At 71.2% G+C, this 17,395-nt stretch carries 16 protein-coding genes and 1 riboswitch; of the genes, 10 read left to right on the top strand and 6 right to left on the bottom strand.

The window, feature by feature from the left end:
- Window positions 1–149: 149 nt before the first annotated feature.
- On the top strand, window positions 150–1,919 hold the full coding sequence (cdgB, locus tag OG509_RS17370; protein WP_406183445.1) for a diguanylate cyclase CdgB: 1,770 nt from the start codon (window positions 150–152) through the stop codon (window positions 1,917–1,919).
- Window positions 1,920–1,987: 68 nt separating this feature from the next.
- Window positions 1,988–3,004, top strand: coding sequence for a CBM35 domain-containing protein (locus OG509_RS17365; protein WP_406183444.1), 1,017 nt, complete (start codon window positions 1,988–1,990; stop codon window positions 3,002–3,004).
- Window positions 3,005–3,029: 25 nt separating this feature from the next.
- Here OG509_RS17365 and OG509_RS17360 read toward each other — a convergent pair whose 3' ends face one another.
- The 3 genes from OG509_RS17360 to OG509_RS17350 form a co-directional block, all read right to left on the bottom strand.
- Window positions 3,030–3,947, bottom strand: a complete 918-nt coding sequence (locus OG509_RS17360) for a 1-phosphofructokinase family hexose kinase (protein WP_406183443.1) — start codon at window positions 3,945–3,947, stop codon at window positions 3,030–3,032.
- A gap of 117 nt (window positions 3,948–4,064) precedes the next feature.
- Window positions 4,065–5,216, bottom strand: a complete 1,152-nt coding sequence (gene nagA / locus OG509_RS17355) for an N-acetylglucosamine-6-phosphate deacetylase (protein ID WP_406183442.1) — start codon at window positions 5,214–5,216, stop codon at window positions 4,065–4,067.
- Entirely contained in the window at window positions 5,216–6,148 is a 933-nt protein-coding gene (locus tag OG509_RS17350) for an ROK family protein (RefSeq protein WP_406187608.1), read from the bottom strand. The genes nagA and OG509_RS17350 overlap by 1 nt, the downstream gene beginning before the upstream one ends.
- A gap of 211 nt (window positions 6,149–6,359) precedes the next feature.
- Here OG509_RS17350 and OG509_RS17345 point away from each other — a divergent pair, with 211 nt between their 5' ends.
- The 3 genes from OG509_RS17345 (at window position 6,360) to otsB (ending at window position 8,940) form a co-directional block, all read left to right on the top strand.
- Entirely contained in the window at window positions 6,360–7,661 is a 1,302-nt protein-coding gene (locus tag OG509_RS17345) for an extracellular solute-binding protein (RefSeq protein WP_406183441.1), read from the top strand.
- Window positions 7,662–7,764: 103 nt separating this feature from the next.
- Window positions 7,765–8,001 (top strand): DUF3263 domain-containing protein, encoded by a 237-nt coding sequence (locus OG509_RS17340; RefSeq protein ID WP_385588825.1) that lies wholly within the window; start codon window positions 7,765–7,767, stop codon window positions 7,999–8,001.
- A gap of 90 nt (window positions 8,002–8,091) precedes the next feature.
- Window positions 8,092–8,940, top strand: coding sequence for a trehalose-phosphatase (gene otsB, locus OG509_RS17335; protein WP_406183440.1), 849 nt, complete (start codon window positions 8,092–8,094; stop codon window positions 8,938–8,940).
- A 55-nt stretch (window positions 8,941–8,995) separates the two neighbouring features.
- Here the strand turns inward: otsB and OG509_RS17330 are convergent, their stop codons facing one another.
- Together OG509_RS17330 and OG509_RS17325 are read right to left on the bottom strand one after the other, a co-directional pair.
- Window positions 8,996–10,435, bottom strand: coding sequence for a trehalose-6-phosphate synthase (locus OG509_RS17330; RefSeq protein ID WP_406183439.1), 1,440 nt, complete (start codon window positions 10,433–10,435; stop codon window positions 8,996–8,998).
- A gap of 45 nt (window positions 10,436–10,480) precedes the next feature.
- Entirely contained in the window at window positions 10,481–11,431 is a 951-nt protein-coding gene (locus OG509_RS17325; RefSeq protein WP_406183438.1) for a glucosyl-3-phosphoglycerate synthase, read from the bottom strand.
- 196 nt (window positions 11,432–11,627) lie between these two features.
- Window positions 11,628–11,781, top strand: a riboswitch (SAM riboswitch).
- Between the two features lie 17 nt (window positions 11,782–11,798).
- On the opposite strand from OG509_RS17325, the gene thrC reads away from it, so the two are divergent.
- From thrC to groL, 4 genes are all read left to right on the top strand, one after another.
- Window positions 11,799–13,073: a threonine synthase gene (thrC, locus tag OG509_RS17320; protein WP_406183437.1), complete on the top strand. Its 1,275-nt coding sequence runs from the start codon at window positions 11,799–11,801 to the stop codon at window positions 13,071–13,073.
- Window positions 13,074–13,106: 33 nt separating this feature from the next.
- Window positions 13,107–13,385 carry a MoaD/ThiS family protein gene (locus OG509_RS17315; protein ID WP_030156974.1) on the top strand — a complete coding sequence of 93 codons (279 nt, stop codon included), beginning with the start codon at window positions 13,107–13,109 and terminating at the stop codon, window positions 13,383–13,385.
- Between the two features lie 383 nt (window positions 13,386–13,768).
- Window positions 13,769–13,972 (top strand): cold-shock protein, encoded by a 204-nt coding sequence (locus OG509_RS17310; protein ID WP_005315736.1) that lies wholly within the window; start codon window positions 13,769–13,771, stop codon window positions 13,970–13,972.
- 394 nt (window positions 13,973–14,366) lie between these two features.
- Window positions 14,367–15,989, top strand: a complete 1,623-nt coding sequence (groL, locus tag OG509_RS17305; RefSeq protein ID WP_030156971.1) for a chaperonin GroEL — start codon at window positions 14,367–14,369, stop codon at window positions 15,987–15,989.
- A gap of 84 nt (window positions 15,990–16,073) precedes the next feature.
- Here the strand turns inward: groL and OG509_RS17300 are convergent, their stop codons facing one another.
- Window positions 16,074–16,571, bottom strand: a complete 498-nt coding sequence (locus OG509_RS17300) for a Uma2 family endonuclease (protein ID WP_406183436.1) — start codon at window positions 16,569–16,571, stop codon at window positions 16,074–16,076.
- 212 nt (window positions 16,572–16,783) lie between these two features.
- Between OG509_RS17300 and OG509_RS17295 the strand changes: the two genes are divergently transcribed.
- Window positions 16,784–17,383: a phosphoribosylanthranilate isomerase gene (locus OG509_RS17295; RefSeq protein WP_406183435.1), complete on the top strand. Its 600-nt coding sequence runs from the start codon at window positions 16,784–16,786 to the stop codon at window positions 17,381–17,383.
- Window positions 17,384–17,395 lie beyond the last annotated feature (12 nt).

Here is a 17,395-nt window from a genome sequence, read left to right as displayed (position 1 = left end):
CATCTCATGTGACTTGAGTCACAGAGGGCAAGATTTGTTGACCCTGTGTACCTGCCGCACAGCTCACTGTGATTCAGTGGACGGGACACCGCAACGAAACGCCGATGACAAACCTGGAGTTGCTGTCGAGGTCTCGGGGAGAGCGAGCAATGGAGACCGAGTCGGAGCCGTACGTCCGTCTTGCGACCCTGCGGCAGCTCCATCAGGTGGTGGCCGAGCTCAACACGGCCAGGAGCCTGGCGGACACCCTGCAGACCGTCGTGGACGGCATCGTTGTGGGCCTCGGCTACGAACTCGCCTGTGTCAACCTCGTACGCCCTGACGGGGATCTCGTCGTCGCCGCCCTCGCGGGCGACCCCGCCGCCGAGGCGCTCATCACCGGCCGCGTCGGCTCCCGCGCCTCCTGGGAGCGCCGTCTGACGATGGGTGAGAGCTGGGACGGGCTCCGCTTCATCCCGCACACCGAGGGCTGGGTCCTCCTGGAGGACGACGTGCCCCAGTGGCACACGGACGGCCCCGACCCGCGCTTCGCGGACGAGTGGCACCCCGAGGACCGCCTCTACGCCCCCATGTACGCGTCCGGCGGGGAACTTCTGGGTGTCATTTCTGTGGACAGACCGCGCAACGGACGCCGCCCCGGCGCGTGGGGGCGCGAGGCGCTCCAGATGTACGCCTTCCAAGCGGCGATTGCGATCAGCAACGCACGGCTGCGCGCGAACATGCAGCGGGCCCTGGTCCGGCTGGAGCGTGAACAGCAGGCGCTGCGCGCGAGCGAGGAGTCCTTCCGGCAGGCCTTCGAGTACGCGCCCAGCGGCATGGCGATCGCCGAGATGGGCGGGGACCAGCACGGGCGGCTGCTGCGGACCAACGACGCGCTGTGCCGGCTGCTGGGCCGGCCCGCCTCCGTACTGCGCCGGTACTCCTTCTCCGACCTGGTCCACCCGGAGGACATCGGGACCCTGCTGCGGACCTCCGCCGAGGGCGGCCGGGCCGAGCTGCGGCTCGGGCGGCGCGACGGCACGTACGTATGGGTCTCGCTGCGCAACTCCGTCGTCGCGGACGCCGCCGACGGGCCGCGCTTCCTGCTCACGCACGTCGAGGACATCGAGGAGCGCAAGCGCCACGAGCTCCAGCTCGCCCACCGGGCCAGCCACGACTCGCTGACCGGCCTCCCCAACAGCGCCGAGCTGCGCTCCCGCCTCGGCGCGCGGCTGTGCCGCAGGCCGCAGTCGGTCCGCGCGACCGCCGTGGAGGCGCTCGACGCGGCGTACGAGGGGCACGGGGCGAACGGGGCGCACGGGGGCCACGGCGGGCACGCGGGCGGCGGGATCGAGGCGGGTGGTGCCGTCGGGGAGCACGGCTTTCGGCCCGACGCCTACCCCGAGCCCTTCGAGTACCCCGGAGCCCCGGCTGTACCCGCTCCCGGGGTCCCGGGGGTGCCCGGGCCCGGCGGGCCCGGCGCGGGACCGTACGACCACCACGTGCACACGGTGGCTCCCGCGACGGACATCGACGACGGGACGAAGGGGCTCGCGGTGCTCTTCTGCGACCTCGACGGATTCAAGTCGATCAACGACCGGTTCGGGCACCACACGGGTGACGCCGTCCTGATCGAGGTGGCCCGGCGGCTGACGACGGGCGTCAGGGACGGTGACACCGTCGCTCGGCTGGGTGGTGACGAATTCGTCGTCCTCGCGGACGGACTGGGCGCGGCCGACGCCGCCGACCTGGCCGTCCGGCTGCGCAACGCGATCATCCCGCCGATCCGGGTGGACGGCCGCGCGGTCCGTGTGGGCGCGAGTTTCGGGATCGGCTGGGCCAGCTGCGGCATGTCGGCGGACGAGGTGCTGCGCTCCGCCGACCAGCGGATGTACATCGAGAAAAGGTCCCGTTCCAAGGCGCATCGCCGGGCCGGCTGAGGCGATCGGCCGCTCGTGGGTGCACGTGTTCGGGGTAGGCTCCCGTGGGTCGAAAGGAGTGACCTGCGATGACGACGCCCGCGAACCACGGCCCGAACAGTGGGGCGAACAAGCCCGAGGACGACGATCCGTTCGGCTATCTCTACGCGGACGGCCAGGCCGCCGGAGCCACCCCGCCCCAGTCGGGCGGTGGATACGGCTACCCCGGCCCGACGGTCGGTGGCCAGCCCGGCGTGCAGCCCGGTGTCCCCCGTACCTCGTACAACCAGGTGCGCACGGTCGGTGAGCGGACGTACGGCGGCCAGCGCGGCGCCCAGGTTCCGCCCCAGCCGCAGCAGCCGGCCTACCAGGCCCAGTACCAGGCCCCGGAAGCGCTCCAGGCGGGCGGCTACGGGGTTCCGCCGCAGCAGGGGCAGACCACGGCGACGATCCCGGCGCCGGGCGGCCACGGCGGCGGAGGCGGCCGTTCCAGCCGCAAGGGCATGCTCATCGCGGCGGTCGCGGTGGTCGCCGCGGTCGCGATCGGCATCGGTGCGGCCGTGACCTTCGGCGACAAGGACAAGGACAAGAACGACAAGGGCGGCGCGGCGGGCGGGCAGCAGTCCGCGCAGCCGCAGAACTCCTCGTCGGCCCAGCCGAGCCCCTCGCAGTCCCCGGAGGCCCCGCTGCCCAAGGCGGACGCCTCGGGCGCGGGCATGTCCCTCACGGGTGGCGCGCACCTGGAGGCCACGGTCCCGGGCGCGAAGAGCGCGGGCGGCCAGTACGTGGGCGGCCTGAACGCCGCCGGAGCGGCGGCGACTTGGACCGTGGACGTGGCCAAGGCGGGCCAGTACAAGCTGAAGATGGTCTACGGGGTGCCGGGCAAGGACGCCAGCACCACGCTGACCATCAACGGCGAGGCCCAGTCCCGGCCGATCAACATGAAGAACTTCTCCGGTGCCAAGCCGGGCGAGTGGGACAAGGGCTGGACCAACACCTGGTCGCTCGTGACGCTCAAGCAGGGCACGAACACGGTCAAGATCTCGTGCGAGGCCGGGAACCAGTGCGAGGTCAACCTCGACCAGCTCTGGCTTGAGAAGGGCTGATCAGCCTTCCCCGCGGCGACACGACCTAGCACGCCGTCAGCTTCACCGACCCCCGTACCTCATCGTAGGTGCGGGGGTCGAAGTCTCCCGCCGTCGGGGCTTGGACCGTGGCTGCCGAGAGGGCTACCGCTCGGGTCAGGCGGGCCGGCCAGTCCAGGCCCTCCGTGAGGGCCGACAGCAGTCCCGCCACCGCGGAGTCGCCGGCTCCGGTCGGGTTGCCCGTCAGGGCGCGCGGCGGGGCCGCCCGCCAGGTGCCCTGGGCCGTGGCCGCCAGCAGTCCGTCTGGGCCGAGTGAGGTCACCACGGCGTGCGCGCCGCGCCGGCGGGCGTCGCGCGTGGCCTGGAGCGGCTCGCGGGAGCCGGTCAGCTCGGCGAGTTCGGCGGCGTTCGGCTTGATCATCTCGGGCCGGGCGGCGACCCCGCGGCGCAGGGCCTCGCCGCTGGTGTCCAGGAGGACCGGGACCCCGGCCGCGCGGGCGGTCCGTACGAGCACCGCGTACGCGCCTACCGGCACGCCCGGCGGGAGGCTGCCGCACAGGGCCACCGCGGCGGCCCCGGCCAGCAGCGCCTCGTAGCGGTCGAGGAAGGCGGCCCATTCCGCGGAACCGATCAGCGGGCCCGGCTCGTTGAACTGCGTGGTGTCGCCCGAGGCCGCGTCGACCACGGCCAGGGTGCGCCGGGTGGTGCCCGCGCAGGGGACCAGAGCGTCCGTCAGCCGAGCGGTGTCGGCGAGCAGTTCGCGTACGACGGCGCCCGTGCGCCCGCCCGCGAAGCCGGTCGCGGTGACCTCGTGACCGAGCGCGGCGAGCACCCGGGCGACGTTGAGGCCCTTGCCGCCGGGCCGCTCGGTCACGGCGGTGACCCGGTGCGAGGTGTGTGGAATCAGCTTCGGTACATGGTGGGTGACGTCGAGTGCGGTGTTGAGCGTCACTGTGAGGATCATGGCAGGCCCCGGTCTCGGTATGTGCCGGGATCATGCCAAACAGCAGTACGGGCGGCCCAGTCCCGCGGGCCGCCCGTTTCCCTCCGTACCTGCTCGGACCAGCAGCCGGAGCCGCCCTCAGACCGGCGGCTCGACGATCCACTCGCCGCGCCGCATGACGCCCTTGACGTCGAACGCGGCGTCCAGGACGACCAGGTCGGCGTACTTGCCCGGCTCCAGCGAGCCGACCTCGTCGTACAGTCCGATCAGCTTGGCGGGATTGGCCGAGATCGCCTGGACCACGGACTCGACGGGCAGCTTGTCCAGGGTCACCGACCGCTTGAACGCGGTGTCCAGGGTCAGCGTGGAGCCGGCGATCGAACCGCCCTCGACGAGGCGGGCCACGCCCTCCTTGACCTCGACCTCCAGCGGCCCCAGGTGGTAGATCCCGTCGCCGAAGCCCGCCGCGTCCATCGCGTCGGTGATCAGCGCCACGCGGTGCGCACCCGCGTGGTGGAAGGCCAGCTCCAGCATCGCCGGGTGCAGGTGGGTGCCGTCGTTGATCAGCTCGACGGTGACCCGCTCGTCCTCCAGCAGGGCGGCGATCGGGCCGGGGGCGCGGTGCTCCATGCCGGGCATCGCGTTGTACAGGTGGGTGGCCACGGTCGCGCCCGCGTCGATGGCCTGGCGGGTCTGCTCGTACGTGGAGTCGGTGTGGCCGATCGCGGCGATGACCCCGTGCTCGGCGAGCAGCCGTACGGAGTCCAGCCCGCCCGGGAGCTCGGTGGCGAGGGTGAACATCCGGGCGGCGCCGTGCGCGGCGTCGATCAGCTTGCGGACCTCGGCCGGGTCGGGGTCGCGCAGCAGGTCCTCCTTGTGCGCGCCCTTGCGGCAGGGGTTGATGAACGGCCCCTCGAAGTGGATGCCGGCGATCTCGCCCGCCTGCGTCAGCTCGGCGAGCAGCCCGGCACGGCGGGCCAGTTCGTCCAGGTCGCCCGTGACGGTGGAGGCGACGAGCGTGGTGGTGCCGTGCTCGCGGTGGGTCCGTACGCCCTTGAGGACCTCCTCGGCGGTGCCGGAGGTGAAGGAGGCGCCGCCTCCGCCGTGGTTGTGCATGTCCACGAAGCCGGGGACGAGCCAGTGTCCGGTCAGGTCGACGATCCGCGCGCCCTCGCCGGCGCTGCCGGCGATGCGCTCGCCGTCGACGATGACGCGGCCGCCCGCCACGGTCCCGGTGGGCAGGACCACCCTGGCGCCGGAGAGGACGGTGCTGTGTGCGCTTCCGGACATCAGGCAGGTACCTCCGTGGCGAGTAGGTCCCAGGCGAGCAGCCCTGCGCCCAGGCATCCGGCGGTGTCCCCGAGGGCCGCCGGAACGATGTCGGGCAGCCGCTGGAACGTCACGCGCTCCTCGACGGCCGTCCGTAGTGGTGTGAACAAGGTTTCCCCCGCCTCGGCGAGCCCGCCACCGATGATCAGCGTGCGCGGGTCCAGCAGGGTGATCGCGGTGACCAGGCCGTCGGCGAGGGCGCCGACCGCGGCCAGCCACACCTCGTGGGCGCGCGGGTCGCCGGACTCGACGGCCTTGGCGCAGTCAGCGGCGTCCGCGGACGGGTCGCCGGAGGCGGCCGCCCAGGCGCGGCTGACGGCGGACGCGGAGGCGAGGGTCTCCAGGCAGCCGTACTGGCCGCAGCCGCAGGCGGGGCCGCCGGGGCGGACCACGATGTGGCCGATCTCGCCGGCGTAGCCGTGGGCGCCGGCCTCGATGTGGCCGGCGATGCCGATGGCGCCGGCGATGCCGGTGCCCAGGGGGACGAACAGGAAGCGGTCGGCGCCCCGGCCGGCGCCGATGCGCCCTTCGGCGAGTCCGCCCGTGCGGACGTCGTGGCCCAGGGCCACCGGGATGCCGCCGAGCCGTCTGCTGAGCAGCTCGCGCATCGGTACGTCGCGCCAGCCCAGGTTCGCCGCGTAGACGGCGATCCCGTTCTCGGCGTCGACGATGCCGGGGACGGCGACGCCGGCCGCGCTGGCGGGTACGCCGAAGCGCTCGCGGCCGACCCCGGACAGTTCGGCGGCGAACTCCAGGATCGTCTCGACGACGGCGTCGGGTCCCCGGTCGCGGCCGGTGGCGCGGCGCGCCTCGTACAGCAGCCTGCCGTCGTCGGCGATGAGGGCGGCCTTCATCCCGGTGCCGCCCACATCGAGGGCGATGACGTGCTTCACGGCGTGTTTCACGGGTTTCACAGGTGACAGTCTCGCGTGCTCGGCGGGGAAAGGTCTAGTCCATTGGAAGGGATTGTTGAGTGGCCATACAAAATCGAAGCCCTTGGTCGGGCCACGAACCGGGCGCCGTGCGTTCCGGATGTGGACGAGCCGCCAAAGTGGTGTAGACCTTACGTGGATCGTACGTACAACAAGGGGTGGATCGAGAACTGTGAAGGGCCGTTACCTGAGCCTGGCCGCGACCGGCGCCGCGCTGAGCCTGACCGCCGCGGCACTGACGGGCTGCGGAGCCGTGGGGAACCTCACCGGGGACAACGAGGTGACCCTGCGGGTCGTGGCGGCCGACTACGGGGACAATCCGCAGAACTCCTCGGCGGGCTACTGGAAGGACCTCGCCGCGGGCTTCCAGAAGGACCACCCCGGCGTCAAGGTCGAGGTCAGCGTCTACTCCTGGTCCGAGGTCGACGCCAAGGTCGCGGAGATGGTCAAGGCCGGCAAGGCCCCCGACATCGCGCAGATCGGCGCCTACGCCGACTACGCGGCCGCCGGCAAGCTCTACACGGCGGAGGAGCTGCTCTCCGTCAGCACCGAGGCCGACTTCCTGGCGCCGCTCGCGGACGCCGGCAAGGTCCGGCGGGTCCAGTACGGGATGCCCTTCGTGGCCAGCACCCGCCTGCTCTTCTACAACGAGAAGCTGCTGACGGACGCCGGAGTCATGCCGAAGGACGCCAAGGGCGGCTGGCAGCCGAAGAGCTGGGCCGACCTGGAGGCCGCCGCGAAGAAGCTCAAGGCCGCGGGCGTGCCGACGCCGCTCGCGCTGCCGCTGGGCCGCGAGGAGGCGCAGGCCGAGACGATGATGTGGATGCTCGCGGGCGGTGGCGGCTACACCGACAACGAAGAGGCCTACTCGATCGACTCCCCGGACAACGTCAAGACGTTCGAGTTCCTGCGCGACAAGATGGTCGGCCAGGGGCTGACCGGACCGCTGGAACCGGCGAAGACCGACCGGCAGGCGGCGTTCGACGCCTTCACGCGGGGCGAGGTCGGCATGCTCAACGGCCATCCCACGCTGCTGAAGCAGGCGGCGGAGAAGGGCGTGAAGTTCGGCATGGTGGCCATGCCGACCGCCGACGGGACCGACCACCCGACGATGGGCGTCGCGGACTGGGTGATGGCCTTCAAGAACGGCCACCGCAAGGAGTCCGGGAAGTTCCTGGACTACCTGTACGAGGCGAAGAACGTGACGGCCTTCACCAACAAGTACGACCTGCTGCCGGTCACGACGACCGGCTACCGGGCGATGGACGCCAGTACGGGCGGCTCGGCCATGCAGCTGAAGACGTTCCTGCAGGCGCTGCCGAACGCGCGGCTCTACCCGGTCGGCAAGAAGTCCTGGGCCGGGGTGAGCGAGGACGTCAAGCAGAACATCGGCAAGAGCGTGCAGCCGGGCGGGCAGCCGGCGAAGGTCCTGGAGGACATCGCGGAGTCGGCGCGCAGGGCGGACGCGCACTGAGAGGCGTCGGCCGAGGGGCATCGGCCGCGGGGCGTCGGCCGCGTGGCCGGCGCCGAGGGGCGTGGGCCGGGTGGGTGTCACAGGGCGGCGTTAATCTGGCGGTATGACGGACGACGTGGGGCTGACGGCCACCGAGGCCGCGGTGCTCGCGTACGAGGGACGCACCTGGCCCGGGCCCGGGGCCAAGGAGCGGGCGATACGGGAAGGGCTGGGGCTGACCCCGGTCCGCTACTACCAGCTGCTCAACGTGCTGATGGACGACCCGCGGGCGCTGGCCCACGCCCCCGGCACCGTCAACCGGCTCCGCCGCATCCGCGAGGCGCAGCGGGCCCGGCGCTGAGGGACGGCGCCGCGGGACGGACACCCCAGGCCTTCGCGAGGCCCTCGCGCGCCGTAGCCGTGGCCCGGCGGGGCCGTTAGGGTCGTCCGTATGGGGAGCCATCCGCACGACTTGCCGATGCCCGTCACCGCTGCCGGACGCGAGGGCCTCGAAGCCCTGCTCCGCGCACCCCGCCGTTCCGTCGTCGCGCTCGACTTCGACGGCACCCTCGCCGACATCGTCCCCGACCCGGACCAGGCCCGGGCCCACCCCGGTGCCGTCCCGGCCCTCTCCGCACTCGCCCCCGAGGTGGACTCGGTGGCCGTGATCACCGGCCGGCCGGCCGGTGTCGCCGTCCGCTACGGAGGCTTCGCCGGTGTCCCCGGGCTGGAGCACCTCGTCGTCCTCGGCCACTACGGCGCCGAGCGGTGGGACGCGGTGACCGGCATCGTCCACGCGCCGGCCGAGCACCCGGGAGTCGCCGCCGTACGGGCCGAGCTGCCCGGGTTCCTGGACTCCATCGGCGCCTGGCGCGGTACCTGGATCGAGGAGAAGGGCCGGGCGCTGGCCGTCCACACCCGGCGCGCGGACGACCCGGCGGCGGCCTTCGCGGCGCTGCGCGAACCCCTGACCGAACTGGCCGCCCGCCACGGGCTCATGGTGGAGCCGGGCCGGGCCGTCCTGGAGCTGCGGCCGCCGGGCATGGACAAGGGCGTCGCCCTGACGGAGTTCCTGGCGGAACGGGACGCGGAGGCGGTCCTCTACGCGGGCGACGACCTCGGCGACCTCGCCGCGTACTCCGCGGTGGAGAAGCGCCGGGCCGACGGTCTGCCGGGGCTGCTGGTGGCCAGTGGTTCGGTGGAGGTCCCCGAGCTCGCCGCCCGGGCCGACCTGGTCCTGAACGGCCCGTCCGAGGTGGTCGGCTTCCTGGCCGCCCTGGCCGAAGCCATCCGCGGCTGACAGGGCCCCGCAGGGCCGGTCCCCTACCCGGGAGGGCCCCGCACAGCGGCTGCCGTTAAGCCTCGCGCAGGGCGGAGAGCTGGGCCGTGAACCAGTCCGTCGGGGGGAGGGCCGTGGCGGCGGCGGCCAGGCGTTTCGTGCGCTCCAGCCGCTCACCCGCCGGCATGGAGAGCGCCGCGTGCAGGGCCTGCGCCGTCGCCGTCACGTCGTACGGGTTCACCGTCAGCGCGTCCTCGCGGAGCTCCCCGTACGCCCCCGCCCCCGTCGACAGCACGAGCGCGCACCCCGCGTCCGACACCACCGGGATCTCCTTCGCCACCAGGTTCATCCCGTCCCGTACCGGGTTGACCAGCGCCACGTCCGCCAGCCGGTACGCCGCCAGGGAGCGGGCGAAGTCGTCCTTCACCGACACCAGCACCGGCTGCCAGTCCGCCGTACCGAACTCCTCGTTGATCCGCTCCGCCAGCTCCCGTACCGCCTCCGTGTAGGACCGGTACACCGCCAGGTCCTGCCGGGACGGGTACGCGGACGCCAGGTGCACCACCCGCCCGCGCCACTCGGGGTGCACCGTCAGCAGCTCCCGGTACGCGAGCAGCCCGCGCACGATGTTCTTCGACAGCTCCGTCCGGTCCACCCGGACGATCGTCCTGCGGTCCCCGACGTCGGTGCGCAGCGCCGCCAGCTTGTCGTTCACCTCCGGCCGGTGCGCCAGCGCCCGCAGCTCGTCCCCGTCCACGCCCAGCGGGTACACGGCCACGTCCGTGTACCGGATGTGCGCGCCCCTCCTCTGGTGCTGCACCCTGCGCCGCGGGTCCCCGATCGGGCGGGCGATGCCGCTCGTGTCGTCGATGTGCGCGCCGGCCAAGAAGCTGTCCGCCCACGCCCAGGTGTGGAAGCCCACGATGTCCGCACCGAGCATGCCCCACACCAGCTGCGAACGGATGTCGTCGGGGAGCATCTCCAGGAACTCCGGCGAGGCCCACGGGGTGTGCGTGAAGTGGCTGATCTTCAGATCGGGCCGCAGTTCGCGCAGCTCACCCGGGACCAGCGCCAGGTGGTAGTCCTGCACGAGCACCGCCGCGCCCTCGCCCGCCTCCTCGGCCAGCGCCAGCGCGAAGGCGTGGTTGTACGCGACGTACGAATCCCACTGACGGCGGAACTCCGCGTCGAAGACCGGCTCGCGGGGGATGTCGTACAGGTGGTGGTGGGTGAACCACAGCACCGAGTTCGCGATGCCGTTGTACGCGTCGTCGTACGTCGTGGGATCGATGTCCAACATCCGGACACCGGGCTCGGAGACGCACCGGCGGACCGCCTCTCGGTCCGCGTCCGACAGCGCCGCGCAGATCCACAGCGCCTCCGGCTGGCGGGCGAGGGCGGCGGAGAGGCCGGAGACGAGTCCGCCCCCGCCGCGCCGGGCCGTGAGGGTGCCGTCGTCGTCGAGTGCGTAGGAGAGCGGGCCGCGGTTCGCTGCAACGAGTACCTGGGAAGCCATGCGGCGAACCTAGCCCGGGGCCCGCCCGCTCAAACGTCAGTTCCCTCACGCCACCCGGCGGCCGGAGTACTCCTTCACCCCGGCCATCGGCGGCCGCTCCTCGGTGTCCACGGCGTACGTGCGCGGCGTGAACCCCTCCGGGCCGCGCTCGAACTGCGTCAGCTCCGGCCGTACGAGATGCCCGCGCGAGAGCCGCAGCTGCGCCGTCCGGTAGATCGCCGCGGCCATGCGGCCCAGCGCCTGGCCGTCCTGATGGCGGTGGAGCCGTACGCCCACGTCCACCTGGGCCAGCGCGTCCAGTCCGACGGTGTGCAGCGCGTCCACCAGCAGGCCGAGCTCTACTCCGTACCCGACGGGGAAGGGCAAACGTTCCAGCAGGGCCCGGCGCACGGCGTACTCGCCGCCCAGCGGCTGGACGAAGCCGGCCAGCTGCGGCCAGTGGAGATTGAGGAGCGGACGGGCGACCAGCTCGGTGACCCGGCCGCCCTGGCCGGGAGCGTCCCCGAGCGGGCGGTCGTACATCGCCTTGACGAACTGCACGTCGGGCTCGGTCAGCAGCGGGCCCACGATCCCGGACACGAAGGCGGAGGAGAAGTCCCGCAGGTCCGCGTCGACGAAGCAGACGACGTCCCCGGTGGTGGCCAGCAGCGAGCGCCACAGCACCTCGCCCTTGCCGTGCACGGCCGGAATCCGCGGCAGGATGTCGTCGCGGTGCACCACCCGGGCGCCGGCCTTGGCGGCCACCTCGGCGGTCCGGTCGGTGGAGCCCGAGTCGATCACGACCAGTTCGTCGACCAGCGGCAGCGGCAGCCCGTCGATCAGATCGCGCCGGATCACCTCGACGATCGCGCCGACCGTCTCCTCCTCGTCGAGCGCGGGCAGGACGACGCTGACCGTGGTGCCCGCCGCCCGCTTGGCGGAAAGCAGCTGGTCGAGCGGTCGGTCGGCCGCGGACCAGGAGCGGTCCGCGAACCAGCGCTCCACCTCTTCCAGCACGTTCAGCACTCCCTGGTCGTCGCTCGCTCCCCGGCGGTTTCGGCCGAAAAGTGATCCATCTCGCGGTTCGGACGGCTGTCTCAACCACCCGGACCTTCAGTTACAGTCTTGAACAACGCGAAGGACCACCGCATGCCGGGGGTCCCCGCGCACAAACGCCCGGACGCGCCGCAGAGCGCGCGGCCCGGTGCCATACCGCTCATCCAGAGGGGCAGAGGGACACGGCCCGTTGAAGCCCCGGCAACCCTCCAGTCGGTTCTCGCGCTTGCTTGCTTGCGGCAGCGAGGTCCCCGGCTAGGGAAGGTGCCAATTCCGTCTCATGGCGAAGTGCGCCATGGGGAAGATGAGGAGAAAGGGCCTCGCCATCATGGCTGCACAGACTGTTGCCACCTCTGTCGATCTCGGACCTGCCACCGGCCTCTCGTGTCGTGAGTGCGGTACCCGTTTCGAACTCGGACCCATCTTCGCCTGCGTCGAGTGCTTCGGTCCGCTGGAAGTCGCCTACGACCTTCCCGCCGGTGACCCCGAGGCCCTGCGCGCCGCGATCGAGGCCGGCCCCAACAACATCTGGCGCTACGCCCCGCTGCTGCCCGTCCCCGCGGACGTGGCCTCCAAGCCCAGCCTGAACCCCGGCTTCACCAAGCTCGTGGACGCGGCCAACCTGGCCAAGGAGCTCGGCGTCACGGGCAAGCTGTACGTCAAGGACGACTCCGGCAACCCGACCCACTCCTTCAAGGACCGCGTTGTGGCCATCGCCGTCGAGGCCGCCCGTGCCTTCGGCTTCACCACCCTGTCCTGCTCCTCCACCGGCAACCTGGCCGGCGCCGTCGGCGCCGCGGCCGCCCGGGCCGGCTTCCGCTCCTGCGTGTTCATCCCGCACGACCTGGAGCAGGGCAAGGTCGTCATGGCCGGTGTGTACGGCGGCGACCTCGTCGGCATCGAGGGCAACTACGACGACGTCAACCGCTTCTGCTCCGAGCTCATCGGCGACCCGCTCGGCGAGGGCTGGGGCTTCGTCAACGTCAACCTCCGTCCGTACTACGGCGAGGGCTCCAAGACCCTCGCGTACGAGATCTGCGAGCAGCTCGGCTGGCAGCTGCCCGACCAGATCGTGATCCCGATCGCGTCCGGCTCGCAGCTGACGAAGATCGACAAGGGTCTGCAGGAGCTGATCAAGCTCGGGCTCGTCGAGGACAAGCCGTACAAGATCTTCGGCGCGCAGGCCGAGGGCTGCTCCCCGGTCTCCACCGCCTTCAAGGCCGGCCACGACGTGGTCCGCCCGCAGAAGCCGAACACCATCGCCAAGTCGCTCGCCATCGGCAACCCGGCCGACGGCCCGTACGTCCTGGACATCGCCCGCCGTACGGGCGGCTACGTCGAGGACGTCACCGACGAGCAGGTCGTCGAGGCCATCAAGATCCTCGCGCAGACCGAGGGCATCTTCGCCGAGACCGCGGGCGGCGTGACCGTCGGCGTGACCAAGAAGCTCATCGAGAACGGGCAGCTCGACCCGGCGCTGACCACGGTGGTCCTCAACACCGGTGACGGCCTCAAGACCCTGGAGGCGGTGGCCGCGGACAGCGGGCAGACCGCCACCATCCGCCCGAGCCTGGACGCGTTCCGCTCCGCCAACCTGGCCTGATCTCCCCCTGACACCCGGAAAGGCAGTAGCGCCATGAGCGTCAACGTCCGCATCCCCACCATCCTGCGCACCTACACCGGCGGCCAGGCCGAGGTCTCCGCCGAGGGCGCGACCCTCTCCGAGGTCATCGCCTCCCTGGAGGCGAGCCACCCGGGCATCGCCGCCCGCGTCCTGGACGACCAGGGCAAGCTGCGCCGCTTCGTGAACGTCTACGTCAACGACGACGACGTGCGCTTCGAGGGCGGTCTGGACGCGGTGACGCCGGACGGCGCGGGCGTCTCGATCATTCCCGCCGTCGCAGGCGGCTGCTGACACGCGAAAGCCCAGAATTACCCCCTCCGGTAAAAGCGGAGGGGGTAATTCTGCTTGGTTGGGCGCGGTAGAGTTGGGGAAGTCCCCTCCGCTGTTCTTGCCCGCCGCATATGAGCGGGTCGCGTGATGGTTGACATTGAGTCAATGTGCAAGTGCGGTATGGGGCTTTGGCGAGATATGCCGGGTCCGAGTTGCCCGGGAATATGCCAACTTTTCACTCTATTTCAATGTATCCCCGTGTCCAGATTTCTCGTCGGATTGACCTGTTGCAGACAGCAGCGGTGCGGATACATTCAGCCCCGGTCGAGGCGTTCCGGCGCAAGTTCTGACCCGGGACCGCGAAGTGCGGTCCTGCGCAAGGGCCAGTAATAGGGGAGTTAGGCATGGCTCAGGGCACCGTCAAGTGGTTCAACGCGGAGAAGGGCTACGGCTTCATCGCGGTCGACGGTGGTGCGGATGTGTTCGTCCACTACAGCGCCATCCAGATGGACGGGTACCGCACCCTTGAAGAGGGTCAGCGGGTCGAGTTCGAGATCTCGCAGGGCCAGAAGGGTCCGCAGGCGGACATGGTCAAGCTCGCCGTCTAGCCCCGGCGCGATCGACCAGCGACGCATTACGTACGAGGGTCCACATCCTGGAGGAGGGATGTGGACCCTCGACGCATGTCCGGCCCCGCCCCCCCCCGGGCCGTGTGCCCGAAGCCGCTTGCGCCCGCCCGTCGCCCGACCGCCACCCCTCAACGAGGCTTCTTCGAAGCCGCTTGCACTCTCGGGGGTCGAGTGCTAATCATTGGCGTTAGCACTCTCCTGGTGAGAGTGCTACTACACAGGACCGGGTCGGTGAGGCCCGCAGGGTCCGGCGGGAAGGAACCGCCGGGCACGCAGGCCGTCCGTCGCGGGCGCGGGCGCGGTCCGGAGCAATCCAACCCTCCCCTCGTACCGACGGTGCAGGGGGAACCCCAGTCCTGGAGGACCACTTCAGATGGCCAAGATCATTGCGTTCGACGAGGAGGCCCGGCGCGGTCTCGAGCGCGGGATGAACCAGCTCGCCGACGCCGTCAAGGTCACCCTTGGCCCCAAGGGTCGCAACGTCGTCCTTGAGAAGAAGTGGGGCGCCCCCACGATCACCAACGATGGTGTCTCCATCGCCAAGGAGATCGAGCTCGAGGACCCGTACGAGAAGATCGGCGCCGAGCTGGTCAAGGAAGTCGCCAAGAAGACGGACGACGTCGCGGGCGACGGTACGACCACCGCCACCGTGCTCGCCCAGGCGCTCGTCCGCGAGGGCCTGCGCAACGTGGCCGCCGGCGCCAACCCGATGGCCCTCAAGCGCGGCATCGAGAAGGCCGTCGAGGCCGTCTCCGCCGCCCTGCTGGCGCAGGCCAAGGATGTCGAGACCAAGGAGCAGATCGCTTCCACGGCCTCCATCTCCGCCGCCGACACCCAGATCGGCGAGCTCATCGCCGAGGCCATGGACAAGGTCGGCAAGGAAGGCGTCATCACCGTCGAGGAGTCCCAGACCTTCGGTCTGGAGCTTGAGCTCACCGAGGGCATGCGCTTCGACAAGGGCTACATCTCGGCGTACTTCGCCACCGACATGGAGCGTATGGAGGCGTCGCTCGACGACCCGTACATCCTGATCGTCAACTCGAAGATCGGCTCGGTCAAGGACCTGCTGCCGCTCCTTGAGAAGGTCATGCAGTCCGGCAAGCCGCTGCTGATCATCGCCGAGGACGTCGAGGGCGAGGCCCTGTCGACCCTGGTCGTCAACAAGATCCGCGGCACCTTCCGCTCCGTGGCCGTCAAGGCCCCGGGCTTCGGTGACCGCCGCAAGGCCATGCTCGGTGACATCGCCATCCTCACGGGCGGCACGGTCATCTCCGAGGAGGTCGGCCTCAAGCTCGAGAACGCGGGCCTGGACCTGCTGGGCCGCGCCCGCAAGGTCGTCATCACCAAGGACGAGACCACGATCGTCGACGGTTCGGGCGACAGCGACCAGGTTCAGGGTCGCGTCAACCAGATCCGCGCCGAGATCGAGAACTCCGACTCGGACTACGACCGCGAGAAGCTCCAGGAGCGCCTCGCGAAGCTGGCCGGCGGCGTGGCCGTCATCAAGGCCGGCGCCGCGACCGAGGTGGAGCTCAAGGAGCGCAAGCACCGCATCGAGGACGCCGTTCGCAACGCGAAGGCGGCCGTCGAGGAGGGCATCGTCGCCGGTGGTGGCGTGGCCCTGCTCCAGGCTTCCTCGGTCTTCGAGAAGCTCGACCTGTCGGGTGACGAGGCGACCGGCGCCAACGCCGTGAAGCTCGCCCTGGAGGCCCCGCTCAAGCAGATCGCCGTCAACGGTGGTCTTGAGGGTGGCGTCGTCGTGGAGAAGGTCCGCAACCTGACCGTCGGCTGGGGCCTGAACGCCGCGACCGGCGAGTACGTGGACATGATCGCCGAGGGCATCATCGACCCGGCGAAGGTCACCCGCTCCGCGCTGCAGAACGCGGCGTCGATCGCGGCCCTCTTCCTCACCACCGAGGCCGTCATCGCCGACAAGCCCGAGAAGGCCGGTGCCCCCGCGGGCGGCGGCATGCCGGGCGGTGACATGGACTTCTGATCGGCCCCTGGCTGATCGGCTGTTCTTCGACCGAGGGCGGCACTCCCCGTACGGGGGGTGCCGCCCTCGGTCGCTTCCGGAGCGCTAGAAGCCGGTGGTGTCGAGCGCGAACCCGAACGGCTCGGGGATCTGCAAGGGCTCCCCGAAGGACACCGTCGTACGGGAGCGGTATCCGTGCGCGGAGGGGTCCCAGAAGCAGGTGATCTCCGAGTCCTGCATGTCGACGACCAGGTAGACGGGCACGAGCCGGCCGTACACGTCGAGCTTCTCGTTCCAGTCCGCGTCCCTGGTGGAGACGGACGTGAACTCCCCGACCAGCGACAGCGCCGCTCCGTCCGCGTGCAGCCCCTCCTCTTCGAAGGCCGCCTCGTCCGCGACGTACAGGTCTGGTCCGTAGCCGCGCTGCGCTGCCGGGAACCGGAAGAGGAAGGGCGAGGTGTCCGCGAACTGTCCCTCGGGAACGTGGGCCTGGAGCTGCTCGCGCAAAAGACGCATGCGGCGGGAGTAGCGCAGCTTGGAGAACGGCGACACGATGATCTTCCCCCGGATGAGCTCGGCCTTATAGCCGTCTGGCGTGTCCATCTCCGCAACCGTGCGCAGGAGCGTCTCGAATGTCGGCGGTGCCGCCTGCTCTATCGGTGTGGCCCGTTCAATCATGATCGTCACCGTTGTCCTCCGCGTGGCGTGCCGTGCACTGGGCGTGAGCCCCGTTCCAGGCTAGCGGCGCGTGGGTGGCCGCGCCCGGGTGCCGAGACGGATCACCACCCAACAGGGCGGTTTGGTTGACTGGGGGGATGAGCGAGCTGTTCGTGAAGATCTGCGGGTTGAAGACCGGGGCGGACGTCGACGTGGCCGTGGCGGCCGGGGCCGATGCCGTCGGGTTCGTCTTCGCCGCCGGGAGCCCCCGTACGATCGGCGCCGCCGAGGCACGCGAGCTCGCGGCGCGGGTACCGGACTCGGTGCTGACCGTCGGGGTGTTCCGGGGGCAGCCGGTCGACGAGGTGCGGCGGCTGGCCGAGGAGAGCGGCGTACGGGGAGTGCAGCTGCACGGGGACGAGGGCCCCGAGTACTACGAGGCGCTGCGCGCCGAGGGCCGGACCCTGCTGCGGGCCACCGCCGAGCACGTGAAGCGCTGCGGGGAGTACGGCGAGGACCTGCTGCTGCTCGACGCCCCCGACCCCGGCTCCGGCAAGCCGTGGAACTGGGGCTCCGAGGAGTTCGCCGCGCCCGAGGGCCGCTGGCTGCTGGCCGGCGGGCTGACCCCGGGGAACGTCCGGGAGGCCGTGGCGACCACCGGCGCCTGGGGCGTGGACGTCTCCAGCGGGGTGGAGCGGGAGCGCGGGGTGAAGGACCCCGCCCTGATCCGCGCCTTCATCGAGGCCGCCCGCGGCTGACGCCGGTACGCC

This window comes from Streptomyces sp. NBC_01006, from assembly GCF_045162725.1.
Classification (GTDB): domain Bacteria; phylum Actinomycetota; class Actinomycetes; order Streptomycetales; family Streptomycetaceae; genus Streptomyces.
This window is presented reverse-complemented; position numbering and strand designations above follow the sequence as displayed.